At 54.3% G+C, this 25,303-nt stretch carries 23 protein-coding genes; 15 read left to right on the top strand and 8 right to left on the bottom strand.

Annotation, left to right across the window (positions count from 1 at the left end; all coding sequences use genetic code 11):
* The first annotated feature begins 4 nt into the window (after positions 1-4).
* The 7 genes from J1782_RS15920 to uvrD all read left to right on the top strand — a co-directional run bounded on the left by J1782_RS15920 (position 5) and on the right by uvrD (position 8,423).
* Entirely contained in the window at positions 5-2,563 is a 2,559-nt protein-coding gene (locus J1782_RS15920; protein WP_152324773.1) for a class I adenylate cyclase, read from the top strand.
* A gap of 158 nt (positions 2,564-2,721) precedes the next feature.
* Positions 2,722-2,925, top strand: a complete 204-nt coding sequence (locus J1782_RS15925) for a lipoprotein (RefSeq protein ID WP_152324774.1) — start codon at positions 2,722-2,724, stop codon at positions 2,923-2,925.
* Between the two features lie 97 nt (positions 2,926-3,022).
* A complete protein-coding gene (gene dapF / locus J1782_RS15930) occupies positions 3,023-3,847 on the top strand; it encodes a diaminopimelate epimerase (protein ID WP_217153497.1) in 825 nt (274 codons plus the stop codon).
* Positions 3,844-4,548, top strand: a complete 705-nt coding sequence (locus J1782_RS15935) for a DUF484 domain-containing protein (RefSeq protein WP_101079448.1) — start codon at positions 3,844-3,846, stop codon at positions 4,546-4,548. The genes dapF and J1782_RS15935 overlap by 4 nt, the downstream gene beginning before the upstream one ends.
* On the top strand, positions 4,545-5,456 hold the full coding sequence (gene xerC / locus J1782_RS15940) for a tyrosine recombinase XerC (RefSeq protein WP_152324776.1): 912 nt from the start codon (positions 4,545-4,547) through the stop codon (positions 5,454-5,456). The genes J1782_RS15935 and xerC overlap by 4 nt, the downstream gene beginning before the upstream one ends.
* Complete coding sequence (yigB, locus tag J1782_RS15945; RefSeq protein WP_217153516.1) at positions 5,456-6,172, top strand: 5-amino-6-(5-phospho-D-ribitylamino)uracil phosphatase YigB; 717 nt, start codon at positions 5,456-5,458, stop codon at positions 6,170-6,172. Before xerC ends, yigB begins: the two co-directional genes overlap by 1 nt.
* An 85-nt stretch (positions 6,173-6,257) precedes the next feature.
* Positions 6,258-8,423, top strand: a complete 2,166-nt coding sequence (uvrD, locus tag J1782_RS15950; RefSeq protein ID WP_208951473.1) for a DNA helicase II — start codon at positions 6,258-6,260, stop codon at positions 8,421-8,423.
* A 122-nt stretch (positions 8,424-8,545) separates the two neighbouring features.
* On the opposite strand, the gene J1782_RS15955 is transcribed toward uvrD, so the two are convergent.
* Complete coding sequence (locus tag J1782_RS15955) at positions 8,546-9,022, bottom strand: WbuC family cupin fold metalloprotein (RefSeq protein ID WP_165061903.1); 477 nt, start codon at positions 9,020-9,022, stop codon at positions 8,546-8,548.
* A 420-nt stretch (positions 9,023-9,442) separates the two neighbouring features.
* Here J1782_RS15955 and corA point away from each other — a divergent pair, with 420 nt between their 5' ends.
* Positions 9,443-10,393, top strand: coding sequence for a magnesium/cobalt transporter CorA (gene corA / locus J1782_RS15960; protein ID WP_104924058.1), 951 nt, complete (start codon positions 9,443-9,445; stop codon positions 10,391-10,393).
* A gap of 138 nt (positions 10,394-10,531) precedes the next feature.
* Positions 10,532-11,599 (top strand): AbrB family transcriptional regulator, encoded by a 1,068-nt coding sequence (locus J1782_RS15965; RefSeq protein WP_371819789.1) that lies wholly within the window; start codon positions 10,532-10,534, stop codon positions 11,597-11,599.
* Here the strand turns inward: J1782_RS15965 and rarD are convergent.
* Both rarD and J1782_RS15975 read right to left on the bottom strand, forming a co-directional pair.
* Positions 11,564-12,478, bottom strand: a complete 915-nt coding sequence (gene rarD, locus J1782_RS15970) for an EamA family transporter RarD (RefSeq protein WP_165061900.1) — start codon at positions 12,476-12,478, stop codon at positions 11,564-11,566. The genes J1782_RS15965 and rarD overlap by 36 nt on opposite strands.
* 46 nt (positions 12,479-12,524) lie before the next feature.
* On the bottom strand, positions 12,525-13,007 hold the full coding sequence (locus J1782_RS15975) for a thioesterase family protein (protein ID WP_152324780.1): 483 nt from the start codon (positions 13,005-13,007) through the stop codon (positions 12,525-12,527).
* Positions 13,008-13,257: 250 nt separating this feature from the next.
* Here J1782_RS15975 and pldA point away from each other — a divergent pair, with 250 nt between their 5' ends.
* From pldA to rhtC, 3 genes are all read left to right on the top strand, one after another.
* The gene (gene pldA / locus J1782_RS15980; RefSeq protein WP_152324781.1) at positions 13,258-14,136 is read left to right on the top strand and encodes a phospholipase A; all 879 of its coding nucleotides are present in this window, start codon (positions 13,258-13,260) and stop codon (positions 14,134-14,136) included.
* Between the two features lie 128 nt (positions 14,137-14,264).
* Positions 14,265-16,097 carry an ATP-dependent DNA helicase RecQ gene (recQ, locus tag J1782_RS15985; protein WP_217153498.1) on the top strand — a complete coding sequence of 611 codons (1,833 nt, stop codon included), beginning with the start codon at positions 14,265-14,267 and terminating at the stop codon, positions 16,095-16,097.
* A 37-nt stretch (positions 16,098-16,134) separates the two neighbouring features.
* Complete coding sequence (gene rhtC, locus J1782_RS15990; protein WP_165061892.1) at positions 16,135-16,752, top strand: threonine export protein RhtC; 618 nt, start codon at positions 16,135-16,137, stop codon at positions 16,750-16,752.
* A gap of 63 nt (positions 16,753-16,815) precedes the next feature.
* Here the strand turns inward: rhtC and rhtB are convergent, their stop codons facing one another.
* Complete coding sequence (gene rhtB, locus J1782_RS15995; protein ID WP_152324784.1) at positions 16,816-17,436, bottom strand: homoserine/homoserine lactone efflux protein; 621 nt, start codon at positions 17,434-17,436, stop codon at positions 16,816-16,818.
* Between the two features lie 121 nt (positions 17,437-17,557).
* Between rhtB and pldB the strand changes: the two genes are divergently transcribed.
* Together pldB and yigL are read left to right on the top strand one after the other, a co-directional pair.
* Entirely contained in the window at positions 17,558-18,550 is a 993-nt protein-coding gene (gene pldB, locus J1782_RS16000; RefSeq protein ID WP_208951475.1) for a lysophospholipase L2, read from the top strand.
* A 48-nt stretch (positions 18,551-18,598) separates the two neighbouring features.
* A complete protein-coding gene (gene yigL / locus J1782_RS16005) occupies positions 18,599-19,408 on the top strand; it encodes a sugar/pyridoxal phosphate phosphatase YigL (RefSeq protein ID WP_152324786.1) in 810 nt (269 codons plus the stop codon).
* 76 nt (positions 19,409-19,484) lie between these two features.
* Here the strand turns inward: yigL and glpT are convergent, their stop codons facing one another.
* From glpT to J1782_RS16020, 3 genes are all read right to left on the bottom strand, one after another.
* Positions 19,485-20,837: a glycerol-3-phosphate transporter gene (glpT, locus tag J1782_RS16010; RefSeq protein ID WP_208951476.1), complete on the bottom strand. Its 1,353-nt coding sequence runs from the start codon at positions 20,835-20,837 to the stop codon at positions 19,485-19,487.
* 238 nt (positions 20,838-21,075) lie between these two features.
* Positions 21,076-21,642, bottom strand: a complete 567-nt coding sequence (locus J1782_RS16015) for a DcrB family lipoprotein (protein ID WP_165061883.1) — start codon at positions 21,640-21,642, stop codon at positions 21,076-21,078.
* 124 nt (positions 21,643-21,766) lie between these two features.
* Entirely contained in the window at positions 21,767-22,438 is a 672-nt protein-coding gene (locus J1782_RS16020; RefSeq protein WP_152324789.1) for a 7-cyano-7-deazaguanine/7-aminomethyl-7-deazaguanine transporter, read from the bottom strand.
* Between the two features lie 221 nt (positions 22,439-22,659).
* On the opposite strand from J1782_RS16020, the gene tusA reads away from it, so the two are divergent.
* Positions 22,660-22,920, top strand: a complete 261-nt coding sequence (gene tusA / locus J1782_RS16025) for a sulfurtransferase TusA (protein ID WP_217153499.1) — start codon at positions 22,660-22,662, stop codon at positions 22,918-22,920.
* Positions 22,921-22,937: 17 nt separating this feature from the next.
* On the opposite strand, the gene J1782_RS16030 is transcribed toward tusA, so the two are convergent.
* Positions 22,938-25,295 (bottom strand): zinc/cadmium/mercury/lead-transporting ATPase, encoded by a 2,358-nt coding sequence (locus tag J1782_RS16030; protein WP_217153500.1) that lies wholly within the window; start codon positions 25,293-25,295, stop codon positions 22,938-22,940.
* Between the last annotated feature and the right edge of the window lie 8 nt (positions 25,296-25,303).

The raw sequence follows: 25,303 nt of genomic DNA on the forward strand, positions 1-25,303 counted from the left end.
CGTCTTGTACCTCTACATCGAGACATTGAAGCAAAGATTGGATGCGATCAACCAGTTACGAGTCGATCGTGCACTGGCAGCAATGGGCCCTGCGTTTCAACAGGTCTACCAGCTGCTTCCCGTCTTTCTACATCAACATCACCCTCTGATGCCGGGATACCTTGAAGGTAAGGTTCCGCACGGTATCTGCGTTTTCACGCCTGATGAATCCCAAAATACCTATTTAAATGACCTCGAAGATAAATGGGGAAGCGCGCTCGAACCTCTGGCGAAAGGCGAATTGCCGATTACTGGCGTGTATTCGATGGGGAGCACCTCCTCCATTGGTCAGAGCCAAAGCTCAGATCTCGATATCTGGGTATGCCACCAGTCCTGGCTTGATAACGAAGAGCGCAACCGCTTACAGCAAAAATGCAGCCTGTTAGAGAAATGGGCGGCGTCGCTGGGCGTGGAAGTCAGTTTCTTCCTGATTGATGAAAACCGCTTCCGCCACAATGAAAGCGGCAGTCTGGGCGGTGAGGACTGTGGTTCCACGCAGCACATTTTATTGCTCGACGAATTCTACCGGACGGCAGTCCGTCTGGCCGGTAAACGTATTCTCTGGAATATGGTGCCGGGCGAAGAGGAAGGGCATTACGATGAATATGTTCTTTCTCTTTATGCACAGGGCGCGCTGACGCCTAATGAATGGCTCGATCTCGGTGGCCTCAGTACGCTTTCGGCAGAAGAGTATTTTGGCGCGAGCCTCTGGCAGCTCTATAAAAGTATTGATTCGCCGTACAAAGCGGTGCTGAAAACGCTGCTGCTGGAAACCTATTCGTGGGAATACCCGAAAACACAATTGCTGGCGATGGATATCAAACAACGTCTGCATCAGGGTGAAATCGTATGCTTCGGTCTTGATTCATATTGTATGATGCTCGACCGGGTGACCCGTTACCTCACCCAGATTGAAGATTTCACCCGCCTTGATTTAGTCCGCCGCTGTTTCTATTTAAAAGTCTGCGAAAAGCTGTCCCGCGCCCGTGCGTCGGTGGGATGGCGTCGCGAAATTCTCAGCCAGCTGGTGGGAGAATGGGGTTGGGATGAAGAGCGTCTGGCGATCCTGGACAACCGGGCGAACTGGAAAATCGAGCGCGTGCGCGAAGCGCATAACGAACTGCTTGATGCCATGATGCAAAGCTATCGCAACCTGATTCGCTTTGCCCGTCGCAACAATTTAAGCGTCAGCGCCAGCCCGCAGGATATCGGCGTGCTGACCCGTAAGTTGTACGCCGCATTCGAAGCGCTGCCGGGTAAAGTCACGCTGGTGAATCCACAGATTTCACCTGATTTGTCCGAAAACGATTTAACCTTTATTCATGTGCCGATTGGCCGTGCGAACCGCACCGGCTGGTACCTGTATAACCAGTCGCCGTCGATGGAGTCTATCGTCAGCCATCAGCCGCTGGAATATAACCGTTACCTGAATAAACTGGTGGCATGGGCGTATTTCAACGGCCTGCTGACATCGACCACGCGCCTGCACATTAAAAGTGGCAGCCTGTGTGACATCGCTAAACTGCGCGAACTGGTGGCCGATGTGTCCCACAGTTTCCCGCTGCGTTTACCGGCACCGACGCCAAAAGCGTTGTACAGCCCGTGCGAAATCCGCCATCTGGCGATTATCGTTAACTTAGAACACGATCCGACTGCCGCATTCCGCAATCAGGTCGTGCATTTTGATTTCCGTAAGCTGGATGTTTTCAGCTTCGGTCAGAATCAGGAATGCATGGTTGGCAGCATTGATTTGCTTTACCGCAACTCGTGGAATGAAGTGCGTACGCTGCATTTCAGCGGCGAGCAGGCGGTGCTGGAAGCGCTGAAAACCATTCTGGGTAAAATGCATCAGGACGCCGCGCCGCCGGAATCGGTGGAAGTGTTCTGCTACAGCCAGCATTTGCGCGGGCTTATCCGCACGCGCATTCAGCAACTGGTATCGGAATGCATTGAGCTGCGCCTGTCCAGCAAACGTCTGGAACCTGGCCGTTTCAAAGCGGTACGCGTTTCCGGGCAGACCTGGGGACTGTTCTTCGAGCGTCTGAGCGTTTCCGTGCAGAAACTGGAAAACGCCGTCGAGTTTTACGGAGCCATTTCCAATAACAAACTGCACGGTTTGTCGGTGAAATTGCAGACCGATCAGGCGCATCTGCCCGCGGTTATTGACGGCTATGCGAGCGAAGGTATCATCCAGTTCTTCTTCGAAGACAGCGCTGACGATATCGGCTTTAACATCTATATTCTTGATGAGTCAAACCGCGTCGAGGTGTATCACCACTGCGAAGGCAGCAAAGAAGATCTGGTGCGCGACGTCAGCCGCTTCTACTCTTCCTCACATGACCGCTTCACCTATGGCTCTAGTTTCATTAACTTCAACCTGCCTCAGTTCTACCAGATTGTGACGCTTGATGACCGTATCCAGGTGATCCCATTTCGCAGTAACGCGTTATCTGCGACCTGCGCCGTTATCCCGGAAAGCGACGCGGAACCCTCCCGCCTGAAACAGCAATTCCAGCTGCATTAGAAAAAGTGTTCCTCTGGCGGACACGCGGCAGAATATCCGGCTTTCTTTCCCTTTAAATCCCAAAAATGTGCCCGCGGGTTTTATCGATTCCTGTTGCTTTTCATGATCCACCTGCGATGATAGAGAGCTTGGTCGCATGAATTACAGGCATTCATAAAATGAAAAACGTTTTACGCTGGTCTCTGGCCGCGACGATACTATTTGCTCTCTCCGGTTGCGGGCTGAAAGGGCCGCTTTATTTCCCACCACCGGAAAAAGCCACAAAGCAAAAAACCAGCAATGTACCGGGTACTGCTAACGACGGTTCTTCGCAGCAGAAAGGTGTATCACCCGAAGATCTCACGACGAACTCCAGAGATTAATCAGCACTTTGTGTCGGCGTGCCGGCGGCTGTGTGCCGGTTCGTATCATGAAGGGATCATCGCGACTGGATTTGACCAGCGGTAAACGGAGTCAGTTATGCAGTTCTCCAAAATGCACGGCCTGGGCAACGATTTTATGGTCGTTGACGCCGTCACTCAAAATGTCTATTTCTCTCCTGAGTTGATCCGTCGATTGTCCGATCGTCACCGTGGTGTGGGTTTTGACCAGCTGCTGGTGGTAGAGCCTCCTTACGATCCCGAATTAGACTTCCATTACCGTATTTTCAACGCGGATGGCAGCGAAGTGGCGCAATGTGGTAACGGTGCGCGCTGTTTTGCCCGCTTCGTGCGCATCAAAGGTCTGACCAACAAACGCGACATTCGCGTCAGTACGCAGACTGGCCGTATGACGCTGACTGTCACGGAAGATGAAGACGTTCAGGTCAATATGGGCGAGCCGGTTTTCGAACCGCAGCAGGTTCCTTTCCGTGCAGCAAAACCGGAAAAGACCTATATTCTGCGTGCAGAAGAGCGCACAGTATTTTGCGGCGTCGTGTCGATGGGAAACCCGCATTGCGTATTGCAGGTTGAGGATGTTCTGACGGCAGAAGTCGAAATCCTCGGCCCGGTGCTTGAAAGCCACGAGCGTTTTCCTGAGCGCGTGAACGTCGGGTTCATGCAGATTGTCAGCCCGGAAAACGTCAAACTTCGCGTATATGAGCGCGGAGCGGGAGAAACACAGGCATGCGGAAGCGGTGCCTGTGCGGCGGTTGCCATAGGAATTCAGCAAGGTTTACTTGCAGAAGAAGTTCAGGTGGAACTGCCGGGAGGCAGCCTCGATATTCACTGGAAAGGGCCGGGTCATCCGCTGTATATGACCGGACCTGCCACTCATGTTTACGACGGATTTATTCATCTATGAACAATCTTGATGACCAGATTGAACCGGTGATTGCGCTTGACGACGACAGCGTCATGCAATATCTGCTGCAAAACCCGGATTTCTTTATCCGCAATGCCCGCAGCGTTGAACAGATGCACGTTCCGCACCCGGTAAAAGGCAGCACTTCGCTGGTGGAGTGGCAGCTCGGACGTCAGCGTCATCAGATTGCGCAGCTGGAAGAAGAAATTACCTTGCTGATGGAGCAGGCGTCGATCAATGAATCGCTGTTCGGGCGGATGATTGAACTACAGGCCACGCTCGCGGCGGCCAGCAGTTTGCAGGATATGTTGAACCGCCTGCAGCGCTGGGCGCGCAGTCTTGGACTGGCGGGCGCCAATGTGCGCCTGTTCAGCGAAGGCTGGCGTATCGGTGCGCCTTCTGATTTCACCCATCTGGCGGTGAGTCGCAGCGCATTTGAATCCATGCGCATTCAGCGTCTGGGCGAAACACCCCACTATCTTGGCGGCCTGAACGGTCCCGAACTGTTACTGTTATTGCCGCAGGCCAAAGCCGTGGGTTCTGTCGCGCTTTCCCTGATGGGTGAACAAGGCGAACTGGGCGTGCTGATTTTCAGCAGCCGCGACCCGCAACACTATCAGCCGGGAATGGGCACCGTCTTACTCGATCAGTTGGCTAAAATGCTGCCTGGCCTGCTGGAACGTTGGATCGAACGGGTATGAGCCACACCGAATCGCCTCTGTATCCCGCAGTCGAGGCGTTTCTGCGTTATTTGCACGTCGAACGTCAGCTCAGTCCGTTAACGACTACCAATTACAGCCGTCAGTTAGACGCCCTGATCGTGATCGCTGGCGAGATTGGCATTGCTCACTGGCAACAGCTTGATGCGCCGAAAGTGCGTATGTTGCTGGCCCGCAGTAAACGCGCCGGTCTTGGCGCATCCAGTCTGGCGCTGCGCATGTCTTCACTGCGCAGCTTTCTCGACTGGCTGGTGCGTCAGGGCGTGTTAAGCGCTAATCCTGCCAAAGGGATTTCCACCCCGCATTCTCCAAAACATCTGCCGAAAAATCTCGACGTCGATGAGGTGAATAAACTGCTGGAAATCGACCTCGACGATCCGCTTTCCGTGCGTGACCGCGCGATGCTGGAAGTGATGTACGGCGGCGGGTTACGTTTATCCGAACTCGTGGGCATCGACTGCAAGCATATTGATATGGCTTCAGGCGAGGTGCGTGTTCTGGGGAAAGGCAGCAAAGAGCGCAAAGTGCCCATCGGTCGAACGGCGGTGACCTGGCTGGAGCACTGGCTGGAAAGACGTGCGCTGTTTGGCCCGAAGGACGACGCGATGTTTCTGTCGAGCCAGGGCAACCGGATTTCCGCCCGCAACGTACAAAAACGCTTCGCGGAGTGGGGCGTGAAACAGGGCGTGAACAGCCATATTCATCCGCATAAACTGCGTCACTCGTTTGCCACGCATGTGCTGGAATCCAGCGGAGATTTACGCGCGGTACAGGAACTTTTGGGCCACGCGAATTTGTCTACTACGCAAATCTACACCCATCTGGACTTTCAACATCTGGCGACGGTTTACGACGCCGCGCATCCCCGCGCAAAACGAGGAAAATCATGATGAAGTTCTATCGTCCGCTGAAACGCATTGAAGCGATCACCTTCGATTTAGACGACACGCTGTATGACAATTACGATGTTATCCGTCGTACCGATTCTGAAACGCTGAAATCGATTCAGGGTTTTCATCCGGCACTGGCCGACATGGCACCGGATACCATCCGCCTGATGCGTGCAGAATTGCTGGCAGAGGACGCAGAGATTTATCACGACGTTACTGAGTGGCGTCGTCAGGCAGTGCATCTGGCCATGACCCGCGCGGGTCTCGGTGAAAACGATGCAAAACAGGGTACGAAAGCCGCCATGGAAACCTTCGCCCTGTGGCGCAGCCGTATTTATGTACCGGAAGAAAACCACGATGCGCTGGCCGCACTGGCTGAACGCTGGCCTTTAGTGGCGATCACCAATGGCAATGCCGATCCGCACGCCTGTGGTCTGGCGCAATATTTTCAGTTTACCCTGCGCGCAGGGGATCATGGCCGGGCGAAACCTTACGCCGACATGTATAAAAAGGCGTCGATGAAGCTGGATATTCCGCTGGAAAACATCCTTCATGTCGGCGATGACCTGACGACAGACGTCGCGGGTTCCGTCCGTTGCGGCATGCAATCGTGCTGGATTAATCTGCGTAAAGGCGACCTGATGCACATTAAGGATGCCCGTCTGTTGCCGCATATTGAGATTTCGCAGTTGGCATCGCTGACAGCATTGCTATAATCCCTTCATAAATTACTCTGTATAAATTCACAGTAGAAAAGCATTCATCTGGTGAGTGCTTTTCTCATCCTGACAAACGGTGCCTATGGACGTTTCTGACCTGCTCGACAGCCTGAATGAAAAACAACGTGAAGCCGTGGCCGCGCCGCGCAGCAATCTGTTGGTGCTGGCCGGGGCAGGCAGTGGCAAAACCCGCGTGCTGGTTCACCGCATCGCGTGGCTGCTGGCGGTAGAAAAGTGCTCGCCGTATTCCATTATGGCGGTCACCTTCACTAACAAAGCGGCAGCAGAAATGCGCCACCGTATCGACCAGCTGATTGGCACCAGTCAGGGCGGCATGTGGATTGGTACCTTCCACGGCCTCGCGCACCGATTGCTGCGCGCGCATCACCTGGACGCCAAACTGCCGCAGGATTTCCAGATCCTCGACAGCGACGACCAGATGCGTTTGATCAAGCGCCTGATAAAAGCCCTGAACATTGATGAGAAACAATGGCCACCGCGACAGGCGATGTGGTACATCAACGGCAAAAAAGACGAAGGGTTGCGCCCGCAGCACGTTGAAACATATAACAATCCTGTCGAGGCAACCTGGTTACGAATTTATCAGGCCTATCAGGAAGCCTGTGACCGCGCCGGGCTGGTGGATTTCGCCGAGTTATTACTGCGCGCCCACGAACTCTGGCTGAACAAGCCGCATATTTTGCAGCATTACCGCGAACGCTTTACCAATCTGATGGTGGACGAATTCCAGGACACCAACAGCATCCAGTATGCGTGGATCCGTCTGCTGGCGGGCGACAACAATAACGTGATGATCGTCGGCGACGATGACCAGTCGATCTACGGCTGGCGCGGCGCGCAGGTCGAAAACATCCAGCGCTTCCTGAAAGATTTCCCGAATGCGGAAACCATCCGTCTGGAGCAGAATTACCGCTCGACCAGCACCATTCTGAAAGCCGCCAACTCGCTGATTGAAAATAATAACGGCCGTATGGGGAAAAACCTGTGGACCGAAGACGGCGAGGGCGAACCGATTTCACTGTATTGCGCATTCAATGAACTGGATGAATCGCGCTTTGTGGTTAACCGTATAAAAACCTGGCAGGACAACGGCGGTGCGCTGAAAGATTGCGCCATTCTTTACCGCAGCAACGCCCAGTCGCGTGTGCTGGAAGAAGCATTACTGCAGATGGCGATGCCATACCGCATTTACGGCGGGCAGCGGTTCTTTGACCGTCAGGAAATCAAAGATGCGCTGGCGTATCTGCGTCTGATGTCCAACCGTAATGATGATGCGGCGTTTGAGCGCGTGGTGAACACCCCGACGCGCGGTATCGGCGACCGTACGCTGGATGTGGTGCGCCAGACTGCCCGTGACCGCCAGCTGACCATGTGGCAGGCCACGCGTGCCTTGTTACAGGAAAAAGTGCTGGCAGGTCGTGCGGCATCTGCCCTGCAGCGTTTCACCGAACTGGTGGACGCACTGGCGCATGAAACATCAGACATGCCGCTGCACGTGCAGACTGACCGTGTTATCAAAGATTCCGGCCTGTTCATCATGTATGAGCAGGAAAAAGGCGAAAAAGGTCAGGCGCGTATCGAAAACTTAGAGGAACTGGTGACGGCGACGCGTCAGTTCAGCTATCAGGATGAAGACGAAGATCTGATGCCGTTGCAGGCATTCCTGTCGCACGCCGCGCTCGAGGCAGGCGAAGGGCAGGCGGATGCCAATCAGGACGCCACGCAACTGATGACGTTGCACTCGGCGAAAGGCCTGGAGTTCCCGCAGGTGTTTATCGTCGGCATGGAAGAGGGCATGTTCCCGAGCCAGATGTCACTGGAAGAAGGCGGGCGTCTGGAAGAAGAACGCCGTCTGGCGTACGTGGGTGTCACCCGCGCCATGCAAAAACTCACCCTGACCTACGCCGAAACCCGCCGCTTATACGGCAAAGAAGTCTCCCATCGTCCGTCACGATTTGTCGGAGAATTACCGGAAGATTGTGTCGAAGAAGTCAGAATGCGTGCCAATGTATCGCGCCCGATGAGTAACCGCAGCGTCGGCACGCCAACCAGCGTCAGCGATACCGGCTTCAAACTCGGCCAGCGCGTGACACACCCTAAATTTGGCGAAGGCACTATCGTCAACATGGAAGGCAGCGGCGAACACAGTCGCCTGCAGGTCGCATTCCCGGGTGAGGGGATTAAGTGGCTCGTCGCCGCTTACGCCAGGTTAGAGGCCGCAAGCTAGCTTACTTGCGATCTTGAGCCCGGGCAGTGCTCGACATCCTCATGGACTACGTGTCCATTCCGGTGTCTCCGCTCTGGCCGGACTCAACCTCGCTGCGCCGCTGACGCTTGCACAACGGCGTATTAAAGGGCGAAAACCTCACCCACTTCTGCTTTCGCATACCATTCCAGCGTTTCTTTTACGCCTTCTTCGCCTTCCGGCGGGGTGCCCGGCAGATAATCGTGTTCCTGTACCGGCTGATAAGCGCCGTGTTTCACTTCAAAAATCACGCCGCCTTCGTCGAGGGATAACACGCTGTGCCAGGTATTGGCCGGGATTTCCAGCAGACGGGTTTCTGCGCCGAGCCACAGACGGTCGGTCACTTTTCCGCTGGCATCATAAATCAGCACCAGAAAACGTCCGCGCAGGGCGGTCAGCATTTCCCAGGTGTGCGGATGGCGGTGAATACGCACGTAAGTGCCCGGCTCCATGGCGATCGCCAGACGCTGAACGTCGTCTTCCGGTGCCGGATGCATATTCAGGTTCTGACGCAGTCTTGGCGAGTGAGCCGCCCTGGTGATCAGGTCGCACAGCGTGTCTTGGTTAATCTGCTTAATCATTAGGGTCATCTGAAAAGTGTGGGGAAATCAGGTCTCTGAGTGTAGCCAAAAAAACGGCTGCACATAAGCCGGGAAACGTTGCTAACAATGCCTGAAATTTATGCATAAATGTTGCCAGAATCGATTTACTGGCGGTTGACAGTCTTTTTATTCCCGGCGTAACATGCGCGCACTATTATCAATGAGGAACTGCGCCTTGGACACACCCAGTAGATACTGGCTCAATAACCTGTTCATTAGGTACCACTTCTAAGGCCCTCCTCTTTGCTGATGGCCTTAGTGGTTGTCAGCGACCCCCGTTTTGTCGCTGTGAGTCAGATCTGAATTTGGTCTGAATTACGCCGGTGACATCTCTCACCTCGTGATTTTCTGTGCTTCAACGCGTTGTCCACTTTCCGTATTTATTGGGAGAACGGGCACATGCTGAGTGCTTTTAAATTAGAAAACAGCCGCTTATCCCGTTTAGAGCTGGACGAGTCAGACGATCTCAAAACCTCATTGTGGGTGGATTTGGTTGAACCTGACGAACAGGAGCGCGAACGCGTTCAATGTGAATTAGGGCAAAGCCTGGCGACGCGTCCTGAACTGGACGACATCGAAGCCTCCGCACGTTTCTTTGAAGACGAAGACGGTCTGCACATTCACTCCTTTTTCTATTACGAAGACGCTGAAGATCACGCGGGCAACAGCACCGTCGCCTTTACCGTGCGCGAAGGGCGTCTTTATACCCTGCGCGAGCGCGAATTACCGGCGTTTCGACTCTACCGTATGCGCGCCAGAAACCAGAAACTGGTCGATGGGAATGCGTACGAACTGCTGCTGGATTTGTTCGAAACCAAAATCGAACAGCTGGCGGATGAAATTGAAAACATCTACAGCGATTTGGAAAAACTCAGCCGCGTGATTATGGAAGGGCATCAGGGCGACGAATATGACGCTGCGCTTTCCACGCTGGCGGAGCTGGAAGATATCGGCTGGAAAGTCCGGTTGTGTCTGATGGATACCCAGCGCGCACTGAACTTTCTGGTGCGTAAAGCCCGTTTACCGGCAGGTCAGCTGGAGCAGGCGCGCGAAGTATTACGCGATATCGAATCCCTGCTGCCGCACAATGAATCCCTGTTCCAGAAAGTAAACTTCCTGATGCAGGCGGCGATGGGCTTTATCAACATCGAACAGAACCGCATCATCAAGATTTTCTCGGTGGTTTCCGTGGTATTCCTGCCGCCAACGCTGGTGGCCTCCAGCTACGGGATGAACTTCGAATTCATGCCTGAACTGAAATGGTCATTCGGGTATCCGGGCGCTATTGCGCTGATGATCCTCGCCGGCCTGGCACCTTATCTGTACTTCAAACGTAAAAACTGGCTGTAACCGGCCAGACAAAATTTCCCCCTCTTGCGCCTTGCCGCGGCGGGGGATTCCGTCTTTGTTATGTCTTTGCGGTTCCCTCTCCTGTTTGAAATATGTTAATAAAGAGCGCTGAACTCTCTTAAAAACAGACCAACTGCCATGTTGATGGAAAGGATGGCTCCGGCGGGCCAGTGGATAATCCTCGTCGTTTCCTCGCTGATTCTCGGTATTATATTTCAAGCATTCCATGTCCCGGCTGCGTTGTTGCTCGGGCCGATGATTGTCGGCGTGCTGATGGGGTTGCTGGGCGCCAGTGTGCGCATTCACCCGTTGTTCTTCAAAATCTCGCAGGGCGTGCTGGGCTGCATGATTGCGCAAAGCCTTTCGCCATCCATTTTGCCTCCGCTTCTGAATGACTGGCCGCTGGTGCTGATGGTGCTGGTGGCGACGCTGCTGGCCAGCGGGCTTTCCGGCTGGCTGCTGGTGCGGTTCAGCCAGTTACCCGGCCCAACCGGTGCATGGGGTTCGTCACCCGGCGGTGCCAGCGCAATGGTCGCGATGGCCGGTGATTTTGGTGCAGACGTTCGTCTGGTGGCATTTATGCAGTATCTGCGCGTGTTGTTTGTTGCGACCGCTGCCGCATTTGTCGCCCGTATGGCGATGGGCGACGGCGCGTCGCTTGCCGCTGCAATTGTGTGGTTTCCGCCGCTGACGTGGCGTTTCTTTGCCACCGTTTTTCTGGCGCTGGCCGGTGTCTGGCTCGGTCCGCGTTTGCGCATTCCTTCCGGCGCGCTGCTGCTTCCGGCCGTCGTCGGCGCGGTGCTGCATTCCACCGGCACTGTCACTTTAGAAGTGCCCGAATGGCTGCTGGCGATGGCGTACACGCTGATTGGCTGGAGCGTTGGCCTGCGGTTCACCCGGCCCATCTTCAAGCTGGCGCTGCGTACGTTGCCGCAGATGATTGCGTCGATTATCGGCCTGATGCTGATTTGCGGGGGAATGGCGTGGGTGCTGACGAAATTACTGCATGTGGATATGCTCACGGCGTATCTGGCGACCAGCCCCGGAGGGCTGGACACCGTCGCGATTATTGCGGCGGGAAGTCATGCGGATTTGGGCTTTGTGATGGCGATGCAGACGTTGCGTCTGATCACCATTCTGGCTACCGGTCCCGCGATGGCGCGTTTTATATCACGCAGCGCTGTGCCCGCTTCTTCCTCGTCTTAGGCGGCCTTGCGTGTAAAGTGCATCGCCGATAAAGAACAGCAGCCCGACCCAGATAAAGCCGAACGTAATCAGCTGGGAAGGGTGAACGGTCTCGCCGTAGAACACCACCGCCAGCAGGAACATCAGCGTCGGGCCGAGATACTGGAAAAAGCCCAGCGTTGAAAGCTTCAGGCGCGCTGCGGCGGCGGTGAAGAACAGCAGCGGAATCGTGGTAATGATCCCGGCGGCCATCAGCATTAAGTCCAGCGACCACGGATTAGCGGCCAGATTGCTGGTCGGGCTGTTGGCGATAAAGAACAGATAAACTCCCGCAACCGGCAGCAGCCACAGCGTTTCAATCAGCATACCGGTTTGCGAATCCACACCGATTTTTTTACGCAGCAGACCGTAGAACGCGAAAGTCAGCGACAGCCCGATCGCGATAATTGGCACGGAGCCAAATAACCACACCTGTACCAGTACTCCGGCAAACGCCAGCGCCACGGCAAACCATTGCAAACTGCGGAACCTTTCCCGCAAAAACAGCATCCCCAGCACCACATTCACCAGCGGATTGATAAAGTAGCCGAGGCTGGCTTCGAGAATGTGGTCATGGTTAATGGCCCAGATGAAAATCAGCCAGTTCCCACCGACAAGCAGGGCAGTAATCAGTAACATCCCGACTTTCTTCGGTTGTGCCAGTACCCGCCGGACGTCGCCCCAGCTGCGGCTGACGGAGAGCAGCACTAACATAAAGAAGAATGACCAGATCACCCGGTGAGTCAGAATTTCGTCAGCAGGCACCTGTCTGATGAGCTTGAAGTACGCCGGAGCGATCCCCCAGATCAGATAGGCAATAAAGGCAAAAATAATGCCCTGCCGGGTACGGTGTGCGTCCATGAGGTACCTGAAAAAGAGTAGGTAAAGAAGCGGAGTTTACCCGATTTCAGCCGACCATATAGGTCGCCGTGGTCGTGGCAATGTGTACGCCGGTATCGTTGTGCAGATCAACACGCGCCACGGACACTTTATTCCCGGCGCGGACCAGACTCGCGGACGCAATAAAGTAGTCGCCACGGCCCGGACGCAGATAATCCACACGTAAATCGATGGTGCCCATTTTCGACAGCCGCTGACGCATTTCCGCTTCCAGCAGAGGATGGTCGGGTTTATCTCGGCGGATAAGCGAACTGGTTACGCAGACCAGACCGGCGGCGACATCCAGCACCGCGGCAATTACGCCGCCATGCAGAATTTTTTGTGCCGCATTGCCCACCAGTTTAGTCTGATTGGAAAATTTCAGCTCAGCGTAATCAACGTCAAGGCGTTTAAGTTCAAGCCCAAGTTCGCGGTTAAACGGCATGTCATAAACGAAAATATTGCCGATCAGTTGCAGGGCAGCCTCGTGGCTGAGGGATGAAGCAGACATGGAGTGATTCCTGACGAAAATGTAAGACGCGTATGTTCGCCGAAAAAGTTAACGGGATGTTGATTTTAGGTGCGGAAAAAAGGGAATTCCAGAGTGCGACCGATAAATGTATTCAGTGGTCATGTAGAAATGTATTTGTGTGTAAAATGTCCCGCTTTGGATTTCCGGACTTAAGTCTGCAGGAAAACGGCCAGGTAGCGGGCCAATAAACAATAACTCATTTTAAAATTTTAGGGCGAGGGTAAGGAAAATGCGTAAAATTTGGGCTGTCGGTGCCGCCATTCTGGCGTTGCCAGCGTTGAGCTATGCGGCTGAAGCCACCATTCAGGAAGTGCATGATAAACCGGCTGTTCGTGGCAGCATTATCGCCAGTATGTTGCAGGATCACGACAACCCGTTCACGCTTTATCCTTATGAATCAAACTATTTGCTGTATACCGATACCAGCAATATTAACAAAAAAGCCATTCAGTCTTATGACTGGGCGGACAATGCCAAGCACGATGAAGTTGAGTTCCAGCTGAGTCTGGCATTCCCGCTGTGGCGTGGTATCGCCGGGGATAACTCGGTGCTCGGCGCGTCTTATACGCAGAAATCGTTCTGGCAGCTTTCCAACCGTGGTGAATCTTCACCGTTCCGCGAAACTAACTATGAGCCGCAACTGTTCCTGGCCTGGGCGACGGATTACGACTTCCTGGGATGGACGTTACGCGAAGCCGAATACGGCGTGAATCACGATTCCAACGGACGTTCTGACCCGACTTCGCGCAGCTGGAACCGCGTCTATGCGCGCTTTATGGCGCAGCACGGCAACTGGCAAGTCGATGTCAAACCCTGGTATCGCCTGCCGGAAAGTGACAAAAATGACGATAATCCGGACATCACCAAATACATGGGATATTACCGTCTGAAAGTCGGGTATGCCCTCGGTGACAGCGTGTTCAGCGTGGAAAGCCGTTACAACTGGAACACCGGCTACGGCGGCGCGACAACGGGCTGGAGCTATCCGATCAGCAAACACGTTCGCTTCTACACGCAGGTGTTCAGCGGTTACGGCGAATCGTTGATCGACTACAACCACAAGCAAACTCGCGTCGGTGTCGGTATCATGCTTAACGACATGATGTAATATCCGTCATACTCAGGTTGCATGCCCTTTGGCTGCAACCTGAATTATTTAGGGTATATTATGTCGGTGCAGTACAGCCCCGGCGGCTTTAGGGTTTAGCCGGGTGGTTTGAACAGTTGGGGAATTGAGTGTCTACGGCGGCAGTGATAAACAAAGAAGAGCTGGCTCATCAGGTATTACGCGATACCTTCGGCTATCAGCAATTCAGACCAGGCCAGCAAACTATCATCAACACCGCCATTTCTGGCCGTGATTGTCTGGTAGTGATGCCCACAGGCGGCGGTAAATCGCTGTGCTATCAAATCCCCGCACTGGTGATGGACGGCCTGACGCTGGTCGTTTCGCCGCTCATTTCCCTGATGAAAGATCAGGTCGATCAGCTGATGGCGGCAGGTGTTGAAGCCGGTTGCCTGAACTCGACACAAACCCGTGAGCAACAGCTGGAAGTGATGGCTGGTTGCCGCGCGGGGCGCATCAAAATGCTGTATATCGCGCCGGAACGTCTGATGATGGGCGATTTCCTCGAACAGCTGCAACAGTGGAATCCGGCGATGCTCGCCGTCGATGAAGCCCACTGTATTTCTCAATGGGGCCACGATTTCCGTCCGGAATATCGCGCGCTCGGCCAGCTGAAACTGCGTTACCCGCAATTACCGGTGATCGCGCTGACCGCGACCGCCGATGAAGCCACCCGTAACGACATTGTTCGTCTGCTTGAGCTGAACGATCCGCTGATTCAGGTCAGCAGTTTTGACCGTCCGAACATCCGTTACACGCTGGTAGAAAAGTTTAAACCGCTCGATCAGCTGATCCGCTTTGTGCAGGACCAGCGCGGCAAAAGCGGCATTATTTACTGTAACAGCCGTGCCAAAGTTGAAGACACCGCCGCGCGATTGCAAAGCCGCGGGCTAAGTGTTGGCGCGTATCACGCCGGACTGGATAACGAAACCCGCGCCCGCGTGCAGGAAGGGTTTCAGCGCGACGACCTGCAAATTGTGGTCGCCACCGTCGCATTCGGGATGGGCATCAACAAGCCGAACGTCCGTTTTGTGGTGCACTTCGATATTCCCCGCACCATTGAGTCTTATTATCAGGAAACGGGCCGTGCCGGACGTGATGGTCTGCCCGCCGAAGCGGTGCTGTTGTACGATCCGGCTGATATTGCCTGGCTGCGCCGCTGTCTGGAAGAAAAACCGGCCGGTGCGCAACAGGATGTGGAACGCCACAAACTGAATGCGATGAACGCATTTGCCGAAGCGCAAACCTGTCGCCGCCTGGTACTGCTCAATTACTTTGGCGAAGGTAAGCAGAATGCCTGCGGTAACTGCGACGTGTGCCTGGATCCGCCAAAACGCTACGATGGCCTGCTGGACGCGCAGAAAGCGCTGTCGGTGGTGGCGCGCGTCGGGCAACGCTTTGGTCTGGGTTACGTGGTCGAAGTGCTGCGCGGCTCGAACAACCAGCGTATCCGCGAATACGGCCACGAAAAACTGACCGTCTACGGCATCGGTAAAGAGCACAGCAATGAGCACTGGACCAGCGTGGTACGCCAGCTGATCCATCTCGGGCTGATTACTCAGAACATCGCCATGCATTCGGCGCTACAACTGACCGAATCTGCCCGTCCGGTATTGCGCGGCGAAATTCCGTTGCAACTGGCGGTGCCGCGTATTCAGACGCTGAAAATTAAAAGCACATCACGCCAGAAAACCTATGGCGGAAATTACGATCACAAGCTGTTTGCCAAATTGCGTAAACTGCGTAAATCGCTGGCGGATGAAAATAATGTGCCGCCATACGTGGTGTTTAACGACACAACGCTGCTGGAAATGGCCGAACATCTGCCTGTCAGTCCAGGTGATTTGCTGGATATCACCGGCGTCGGTCAGCGTAAGCTGGAGAAATTTGGTCGGCCATTTATGAATATGATCCGTGACCATATCGATAACGGTGACGAATAAGAATTCTGTTTCCTACACATAACACTGAGAGTTGATCATGCTGATGTTATTCCTGACGGTTGCGATGGTTCATCTGATCGCGCTGATGAGTCCGGGACCGGACTTCTTCTTTGTTTCACAAACTGCCGCCAGCCGGTCACGTAAAGAAGCCATGATGGGCGTGATTGGCATTACGCTGGGCGTGCTGGTCTGGGCGGCGGTTGCGCTGATGGGTTTACACTTAATTCTGCAAAAAATGGCCTGGCTGCATCAGATCATCACCGTCGGTGGTGGCCTGTATCTGTGCTGGATGGGCTGGCAGTTGCTGAAATCCGCACGGGCTAAAAAGCAGAATGGCGATGAAACGCCGGTGGTTCTGCCCGCGCGTGGCCGTACGTTTATGCGCGGGTTGCTGACCAATCTTTCGAACCCTAAAGCCGTGATTTATTTCGGCAGCGTGTTCTCCATGTTTGTTGGCGACAGCGTCAGCGGCGGTGAGCGTCTGGGTATCTTCCTGCTGATCGTGGTGGAAACGCTGGCGTGGTTCTCTTTAGTGGCGATGGTGTTTGCGCTGCCGAAAATGCGTCGCGGGTATCAGCGTTTAGCGAAATGGATCGATGGCGTGGCAGGTGTGGTTTTCGCTGGCTTCGGTATTGCGCTGATCGTAAATCGCTGATTAAAACGTTCTGCATAAAAAAGGGTCCGGTGATTTGCCGGACCCTTTTTGCATTTCAGCGATTTACACTTTTCGCGCACTCGCCAGCAACACGCCCACCAGCATAAACAGCGAGCCAAAGATGCGGTTCAGCAACTGCATTTGTTTTGGCGCTTTTACCCAGTTAGCGATTCGGGTCGCCAGCGTCGCGTAACCGATCATCACAATGATATCGACGACCACGGTGGTGACGCCCAATACCACGTATTGTGCAGCCTGCGGCTGGTGCGGAATGATAAACTGCGGGAATAATGCGGCCAGGAACACAATGCTTTTTGGATTGGTCAGATTCACCAGAATGGCGCGTTTGAACAAACGGCGGCGCGGCATACTGCTGGCGAGTGCGTTCAGGTCAATCGCACCGGCAGAACGCCACTGGCAAATACCCAGCCAGATCAGGTACGCCGCGCCCAGCCATTTGAGAATTTCAAAGGCCATCAGCGAGGATGAAATCAGCGCCCCGAGTCCGATACCGACCAGCACGATGTGAATGGCCAGACCGAGTTGTAATCCGGCAATCGAGGCTACGGCACCACGATAGCCGTGGCTGATGCCCGTGCTCATGGTATTAATCGCACCGGAACCGGGTGATAAACTTAAAATAGAAGTGGTGAGCAGGTAGGTTAACCACCAGTCCAGTGTCATTGCGGGACTCCCTGAGTACGTTTTAGGTTGTTTTATGGCACAATACGCCATTGTCTATAATTGCGCTATAGCTCACAAATAACACTTTCCTCCTGCCTGTCTGACGACGTTGGATCATTGAATGCCTGTGAATTATGCGAAGTGGTTAACACGCGAGAAGGAGTTTGCAGCCTTTGCGACCGGGCCTTTGCTGGATTTCTGGCGAACGCGCGAAGAGGGTGAGTTTAGCGGCGTTGATGATGTGCCGATCCGCTACGTCCGCTTTTGTTCGCCTGAGCACGATAAAGTCATCGTGGTGTCACCGGGGCGTATCGAAAGCTACGTAAAATATCCTGAAGTAGCCTACGATTTATTCCATTGCGGCTACGATGTCATGATTGTCGATCACCGCGGTCAGGGGCGTTCCGGGCGGATGCTTGACGATCCGCATTGCGGTCACGTGAAACACTTTGATGATTATGTCGAAGATTTTGACCGCTTTTATCAGCTGGAGATCGCGACGCGTCAGTACGCGAAAAAGTTCGCGCTGGCACACTCCATGGGCGGTGCGATTCTGGCGCTGTATCTGGCGAAAAATCCGCAGAATTTCGATGCCGCGGCGTTACTCGCGCCGATGACCGGTATTTATCTGCCGATGCCCGGCTGGGTGTCGCGCCGTATTCTCAACTGGGCGGAGAATCGTCCGGTTCGACGTGATGGCTATGCGCTGGGTACCGGACACTGGCGGCCGCTGCCGTTTGTGGTCAACCAGCTGACGCACAGCCGCGCACGTTATCGCCGCAATCTGCGCTTTTATGCTGATTATCCGGAGTTGCAGGTCGGCGGACCGACCTATCACTGGGTGCGTGAAGGCATTGAGGCGGGGATGCATATCCTGAAAGAAGCCGAAAAAATCACCACGCCGGTTCTGTTATTGCAGGCGAGCGAAGACCGCGTAGTGGATAACCGGTCCCATCTTGCTTTTTGTCAGGCCATGGCCGTTGCGGGACATCCTTGTGAAGGGGAAAAACCGCTGGTCATTGAAGGCGCGCGCCATGAGATCCTGTTTGAACGGGACGACCTGAGGGCACAGGCGCTGGACGCTATCATGCGCTTTTTTGCGCGACAGCTTTAATCCGCGGTTCGCCGCGCACAACTCCATCAGAGGTTAGAACCTAACGCTATGTACCATGTTGTTGCTTCCGATTTAGATGGCACGCTGCTATCACCTGATCATACCCTGAGCCCGTTCGCCAAAGAGACGCTGAAACTGCTGACTCAGCGCGACGTGCATTTCGTGTTCGCCACCGGGCGTCACCATATCGACGTGGCGCAGATGCGCGATAATCTGGAAATCAGTGCGTACATGATCACCTCCAACGGTGCGCGTGTGCATAACACTGACGGCGATCTGATTTTCTCGCACAATCTGGATGAAGACATTGCCAGAGACCTGTTCGGCATCATGCATAACAACCCGGATATTCTGACCAACGTTTATCGCAACGATGACTGGTACATGAACCGGGACCGCGCCGATCAGGATGATTTCTTCCGTGAATCCGTCTTCAAATACAAATTGTATGAACCGGGTTTGCTGGAAACCGACGGCATCTGCAAAGTGTATTTCACCTGTGAAGATCATGAAAAACTGTTGCCGCTGGAAGAAGCCATCAACGCGCGCTGGGGCGACCGTGTCAACGTCAGCTTCTCATTGCCGGTATGTCTGGAAGTGATGGCGGGTGGCGTATCGAAAGGCCACGCGCTGGAATATGTTTCTAAGCTGATGGGCTATTCGCTGAAAGATTGCATCGCCTTTGGTGACGGTCTGAATGACCTCGAAATGCTGTCGATGGCCGGTAAAGGGTGCCTGATGAGTGGCTCATTGCCACGTCTGAAAGCTGCCCTGCCGGATGCGGAAATTATCGGCTCCAACGCCGACGACGCCGTACCGCATTACCTGCGTAAGATGTATCTTGCACAAGAAAGCTGATCTGCTGTAAATCCAGCGTCATAAAAACGAAAGCAGGGCGTTTGCCCTGCTTTGCTAATCTTATTACCCTCTTAAATCAGACGCGTCCGGCCAGCTGTGCTTTGTGTTTATTTTCACTCAGCATGGTCAGCAACAGCAGCACAACGGCCAGCACGCAACCGGCTATCATCACGATAAAACCGCCGTCCCAGCCAAAGTAGTCCACGGTATAACCGACAATCGCACTTGCGGCGACTGAACCGCCGAGATAACCAAACAGACCGGTAAAGCCTGCCGCCGTCCCCGCCGCTTTCTTCGGTGCCAGTTCCAGCGCATGTAAACCAATCAGCATGACCGGGCCATAAATCAGGAAGCCGATGGTGATCATACAAGCCATATCGATACCCGGATTACCGACCGGATTGAGCCAGTAAATCACGGTGGCGATCGTCACCAGCACCATAAAGAACACGCCGGTAGCGCCGCGGTTGCCTTTAAACACTTTGTCCGACATCCAGCCGCACAGCAGCGTGCCCGGTATACCGGCATATTCATAGAGGAAATACGCCCACGAGGATTTATCCAGCGCAAAATGCTTCACTTCTTTCAGGTAAGTCGGCGACCAGTCCAGAATACCGTAGCGCAGCAGATAGACAAACACGTTAGCCAGGGCGATGTACCACAGCAATTTGTTCGGCAAAATGTACTGCATGAAAATCTGTTTCGCCGTCAGTTCCTGCTCGGAAGACTCTTTTACATAGTCCGGCGGATAATCGTTTTTGTATTCTTCAATCGGCGGCAGACCACAAGATTGTGGCGTATCGCGCATGGTCATGAAGGCGAATACCGCCAGCAGAATAGCGCCGAAAGCAGGCATATAAAGCGCCGCGTGCCAGTCGTTAAACCACGCCATACCCAGCAGGAACAGCAGCGGGGGAATACCACCGCCGACGTTATGCGCACAGTTCCATACAGACACCACGCCGCCGCGTTCTTTCTGCGACCACCAGTGGACCATGGTGCGACCGCACGGCGGCCAGCCCATCCCCTGAAACCATCCGCACAGGAACAGCAGTACAAACATAATGGCGATGCTCGACGTTGCCCATGGCACGAAGCCCATAAACAACATCACCGCCGCGGCCAGAATCAGACCAGCAGGCAGGAAAACGCGCGGATTCGAGCGGTCAGAGACAGACCCCATAATAAATTTTGAGATGCCGTAGGCAATAGAAATCCCGGACAGCGCAAAGCCTAAATCACCCCGGGAAAAGCCCTGATCAATCAGATAAGGCATAGCCAGGGCGAAGTTTTTGCGCACCAGATAGTAGGCCGCATAACCGAAGAAAATCCCCATGAAGATTTGCCAGCGGAGACGGCGGTAAAGCGGATCGACGTGAGCCTCATCAACAGGAGCTTTGTGGGGCGCGGGTTTAAAGATACTGAGCATAAATGCCTCCGATGGCATAAATCAGGTCGGACTCATCGTGAGTCACGAACGAAATGGCGGAGCCAGTGTGTTCCAAAACGAACATCATTTTAGCTATTCGCGCACAAACGAACTGTGATTTATGACGGAATTGTTACATTTATATTACAGCGGAGGCGGATTTTGTGAGAACGAGTAACAGCATAAGACAAAAAAGGCGGAGCCTGAGCTCCGCCTGATATTTTCACAACATCTGAATTTACTGAATTTTCAACGTATTAATAATCGCTTCGGCATCGGTCTGTGCCTGTTGCTGATTATCTGCTGGTAGCGTGATTTGCATGGTCAGCAAATGGCTGTCGACTTTGCCCAGCACGATAGAGGAATACGCTTTCTGACCGGCAGAGGTGATGACGCTGTCGTACTGCTGCAACGTCTGGCCGTTCACCTGAATGGATTTATTGGTGACGACTTGCAGATTGGTATCACGCGCTTTTTGCTGATCCTGTAAACGACCCGCCAGAACGTCCAGTGACTCGGTGGTGTTATCACCCAGGATCACAATCACCGCTTTCTGGCCGGTGCTGTCTGCGTAGACGTGCATATTGTTTGCCTGAGTGCCCAGCTTACCGCTCTGGTCGCTCATTCCCTGCGGCAGGGAGAAAGTGACTTTACCTTCCAGCAGGCTGACCGGCGTGGTCGCTGCCGTCGCTGCGGCCGCTGGCGCACCTTTATCTGCGGCAGGTGCATCGGTGGTTTTACCGTCACACGCAGCCAGACCGGCGATCAGTACTGCCATTCCCATCATTTTCGCGATATTACGCATCGGGCTTCCTTAAGTGGCCTGTCTATCAGGCTTACATGTTGACTTAACAGTCGTTATGGCAACCTATTCAGGCCACAAATGCAAGTCAGATTATGGCGCGATTTGTGTTTTACCAGAGCCCTGTTCAGTGTGCGCGGATAGCCGAATGCGGGTTATGTCCCTGTGCGGATAAACGCTTAAGGAGCATATTCAGCAGCATGCCGTACATCGGCAGGAAGAACACCAGGCAGATCAGCACTTTGAAGCTGTAATCCACCAGCGCGATTTCTACCCAGTGCGCCGCCATAAAGGCATCGGTACTTTTGTAAAACGCGATGAAGAAGAAGGACAACGTATCACTGATATTGCCGAGGAACATCGAGGCGACCGGCGCAATCCACCAGCGGCGGTTCTGGCGCAGGCGGTTAAACACGTGAACGTCGAGGATTTGTCCCAGCACGTAAGCCATAAAGCTGGCGGTCGCGATGCGGGCTACCATGATGTTCAGGCTACTGAGCGCTTCAACGCCCTGCCACTGTGCTTCAAAGAACAGCGCGGAAATCACGTAAGAGATTGCCAGTGCCGGGATCATGACGGAAAGGATAATCCGTCGTGCCAGCGGTGCGCCAAAGATTCGCACCGTGAGATCGGTAGCCAGGAAAATAAACGGAAAAGTGAACGCGCCCCAGGTGGTATGGAAACCAAAAATGGAAACAGGCAGCTGAACCAGATAGTTGCTGGACGTAATGATGGCAATGTGGAATAGAGAAAGCCATATCAGCGCGGAAAACCGCTGCTGAGCAGTAAAAGAGTACATAGATGTGACCTTTTTTTATAAAGAAATTGGGGTGAGGGAACCCAAACGTATTTTTACTTCTGCAGTGAGTCATCACGTGCGGCGCGCATATTACCTGTTTGCGCATCGTTTGCGCAACAGCTTCAATGGTTAATTTTAGCGCAATGCGCCTTGTTTGTTGCACCAGAAAACCAGCGGGTTAAACTGTCGCGCATTCACGTATGAAGATGTTGAGACACGAAATGAACAACCCCTTTATCAATCCCGACCATCAGCTTGATGCGCTGGGACTGCGTTGCCCGGAACCTGTAATGATGGTTCGCAAAACGGTGCGCACCATGAAAGACGGCGAAACGCTGCTGATCATCGCCGATGATCCGGCAACGACCCGCGATATTCCCGGTTTCTGCCGTTTTATGGAACACCGGCTTTTAGCGTCTGATACTGAAAACCTGCCGTACCGCTATTTGCTGTGCAAAGGTCTGGTGGAAAAACAGGGCTGATTGCTCAGCCCTGACGGTCAGTGTGATTTCTTGCGCAACAGCCGCAGGGCATTGGCGGTGACTAGCGCCGTGGCGCCGGAATCGGCCAGCACCGCCAGCCATAAACCGGTCAGCCCTATAATGGTGGTCACCAGAAATATCGCCTTCAGCCCCAGCGCAATCGTAATGTTCTGACGAATATTTGCCCGCGTTGCGCGTGACAAACTGATCATCTGCGCCAGCCCGCTCAGGCGGTTGTGCGTCAGCGCCGCGTCGGCGGTTTCCAGCGCAACGTCGGTGCCACTTCCCATCGCAATCCCTATCGTAGCGGCTTTCATTGCCGGCGCATCGTTAATGCCGTCGCCGACCATCGCCACCGGTTTAACTGCATTCAGCGCGGTGACCGCCGAGACTTTATCCGCCGGCAGCAGGCCTGCACGGAAATCAATGCCCAGCCGGTCGGCAATGTTTTTCGCTGCACGCGGATTGTCGCCGGTGAGCATTACCGCCGACACGCCGAGGGCTTTGAGCTTCTGCAAGGCTTCTGCGGCGTCATCACGCAGGCGGTCCTGCATTGCAATCAGGCCGATGGCATTATCTTCCTGCAACACAACCACCACGGTGTTCCCGGTGGATTCCCAGTCAGTAATTTGCGCAAGGGTTTCTGTTGTTAGCGTATTTTCTGCCACACTTTTTGGAGTCAGCACCTGAACTTTACGGCCAGAAACAATGCCCTCCACGCCTGTACCGGCCAGCGCACGGCGATCCTGCGCCGTAAGCGGTAAAGGATTACTGATTTTTGCACGGGCTAAAATCGCCTGCGCCAGCGGGTGATGCGAACCTTCTTCGACCGCCGAGGCCAGACTTAACACTTCGCCTTCACTGATACCGTTCAGGGTTACAACGTGGGTGACTTCTGGTTTCCCTTCGGTCAGCGTACCGGTTTTATCCAGCGCGACGGTCTGAATGAGTGCCAGCTGTTCCAGCGCTGCACCGCCTTTGATTAATGCGCCCTGGCGGGTCGCGGCGGCCAGCCCGGAGGTGATCGCCGCCGGCGTCGAAATCACCAGCGCACAAGGGCAGCCAATCAGCAGCAACGTTAGCCCGCGGTAAATCCAGGTTTCCCATGAAAGTCCCATCGCCAGCGGGGGAACGATAATCACCAGCAGCGCCATCAGCATAATGACCGGCGTGTAATAGCGGCTGAAAGTATCGAGGAAACGCTCGATAGGCGCACGGCGTTCGTCAGCTTCTTCAATCAGTTGCAGGATGCGGTCGATGGCGCTGTTGCCGGGCGCGGAAGCCACTTCAAGGCGCGCAAGGCGGTCAACGCACAGGCTTCCCGCCGGGACTTTTTCGCCGGGCTGATGTTCAACAGGCACTGATTCGCCGGTTAATGCGCTTTCATCGAAACTGGCGTGGCCTTGTAAAATGGCGTCTGCGGGCAGGCGCGCGCCCGCTGCGATCTCAATGATATCGCCGGGGCGCAGGCTGCTGACCGGCACCGTTTCTGTTTTGTCATTTACCACGCGTACGGCGGTATCCGGGATCAGCGCCATCAGGGATTTCACGCCACTGCGTGCGCGGCTCGAGGCGAAGGATTCCAGACGCTCGCCCACCATAAACAGCAGCAACACCATCGCGGCTTCGGCGGTTGCACCAATGAACAGCGCACCGAGCGCCGCAATACTCATCAGCGTTTCGATGGCAAAAGGCGAACCGGAGCGCGTCTGGCGGATGGCCTGAAGGAGCACCGGCCACAATCCCACCAGTGTGGTGGCGATAAACGCAATTTTACCCATTTGCGGGTTGAAATGATCGAGCGCCCAGCTCAGCAACATCAGCACCGACAGGACGATCAGCGGCAGCATTTCTTTCAGACGTGACTCTTCCGCTTCCGGGATATTTTGTTTGTTATCGAGAGATTGCAGGGTGAATCCTGCGGCGGTAACGGCATTTTGCACGTTTTTTGTGATATCAAAACCGGCATCAATGACCAGTTTTTCAGTAGCAAAAAGTACTCTGGCGCGGTTTACGCCATCAAGGCCTGCAACAGAATTTTCGATTTTGCGGGCGCACGCCGGGCAATCCATTCCTTCCACCTTCCAGCTGTATTGATGGCTGGCGGAAAGCGGCGCTCTGGGGTCATCTTCGCCCGGCGAGCCTTCTGCGCTGCCATCGTCGGAAGTGTGTGAGTGCTCACCTGTTTTCGGAGTGCAGCAGCTGTCGGACGCCGTAGCGCAAGCTGATGCCGCCAGCGGAGCTTTGTCACTGCAACAGCCCGCAGGATGTGTGCCGGACTGCGCGGGCATGCTGATTTTGTTGATATGCAGTGCAGGCGCGCGTTTGCCCTGACATCCGCAGTTACAGCTGTTGTTATTTTTCATTGGGATCATAAAGCCTC

This window comes from Rahnella sp. BCC 1045 (assembly GCF_019049615.1).
Taxonomy (GTDB): Bacteria; Pseudomonadota; Gammaproteobacteria; order Enterobacterales; family Enterobacteriaceae; genus Rahnella; species Rahnella contaminans.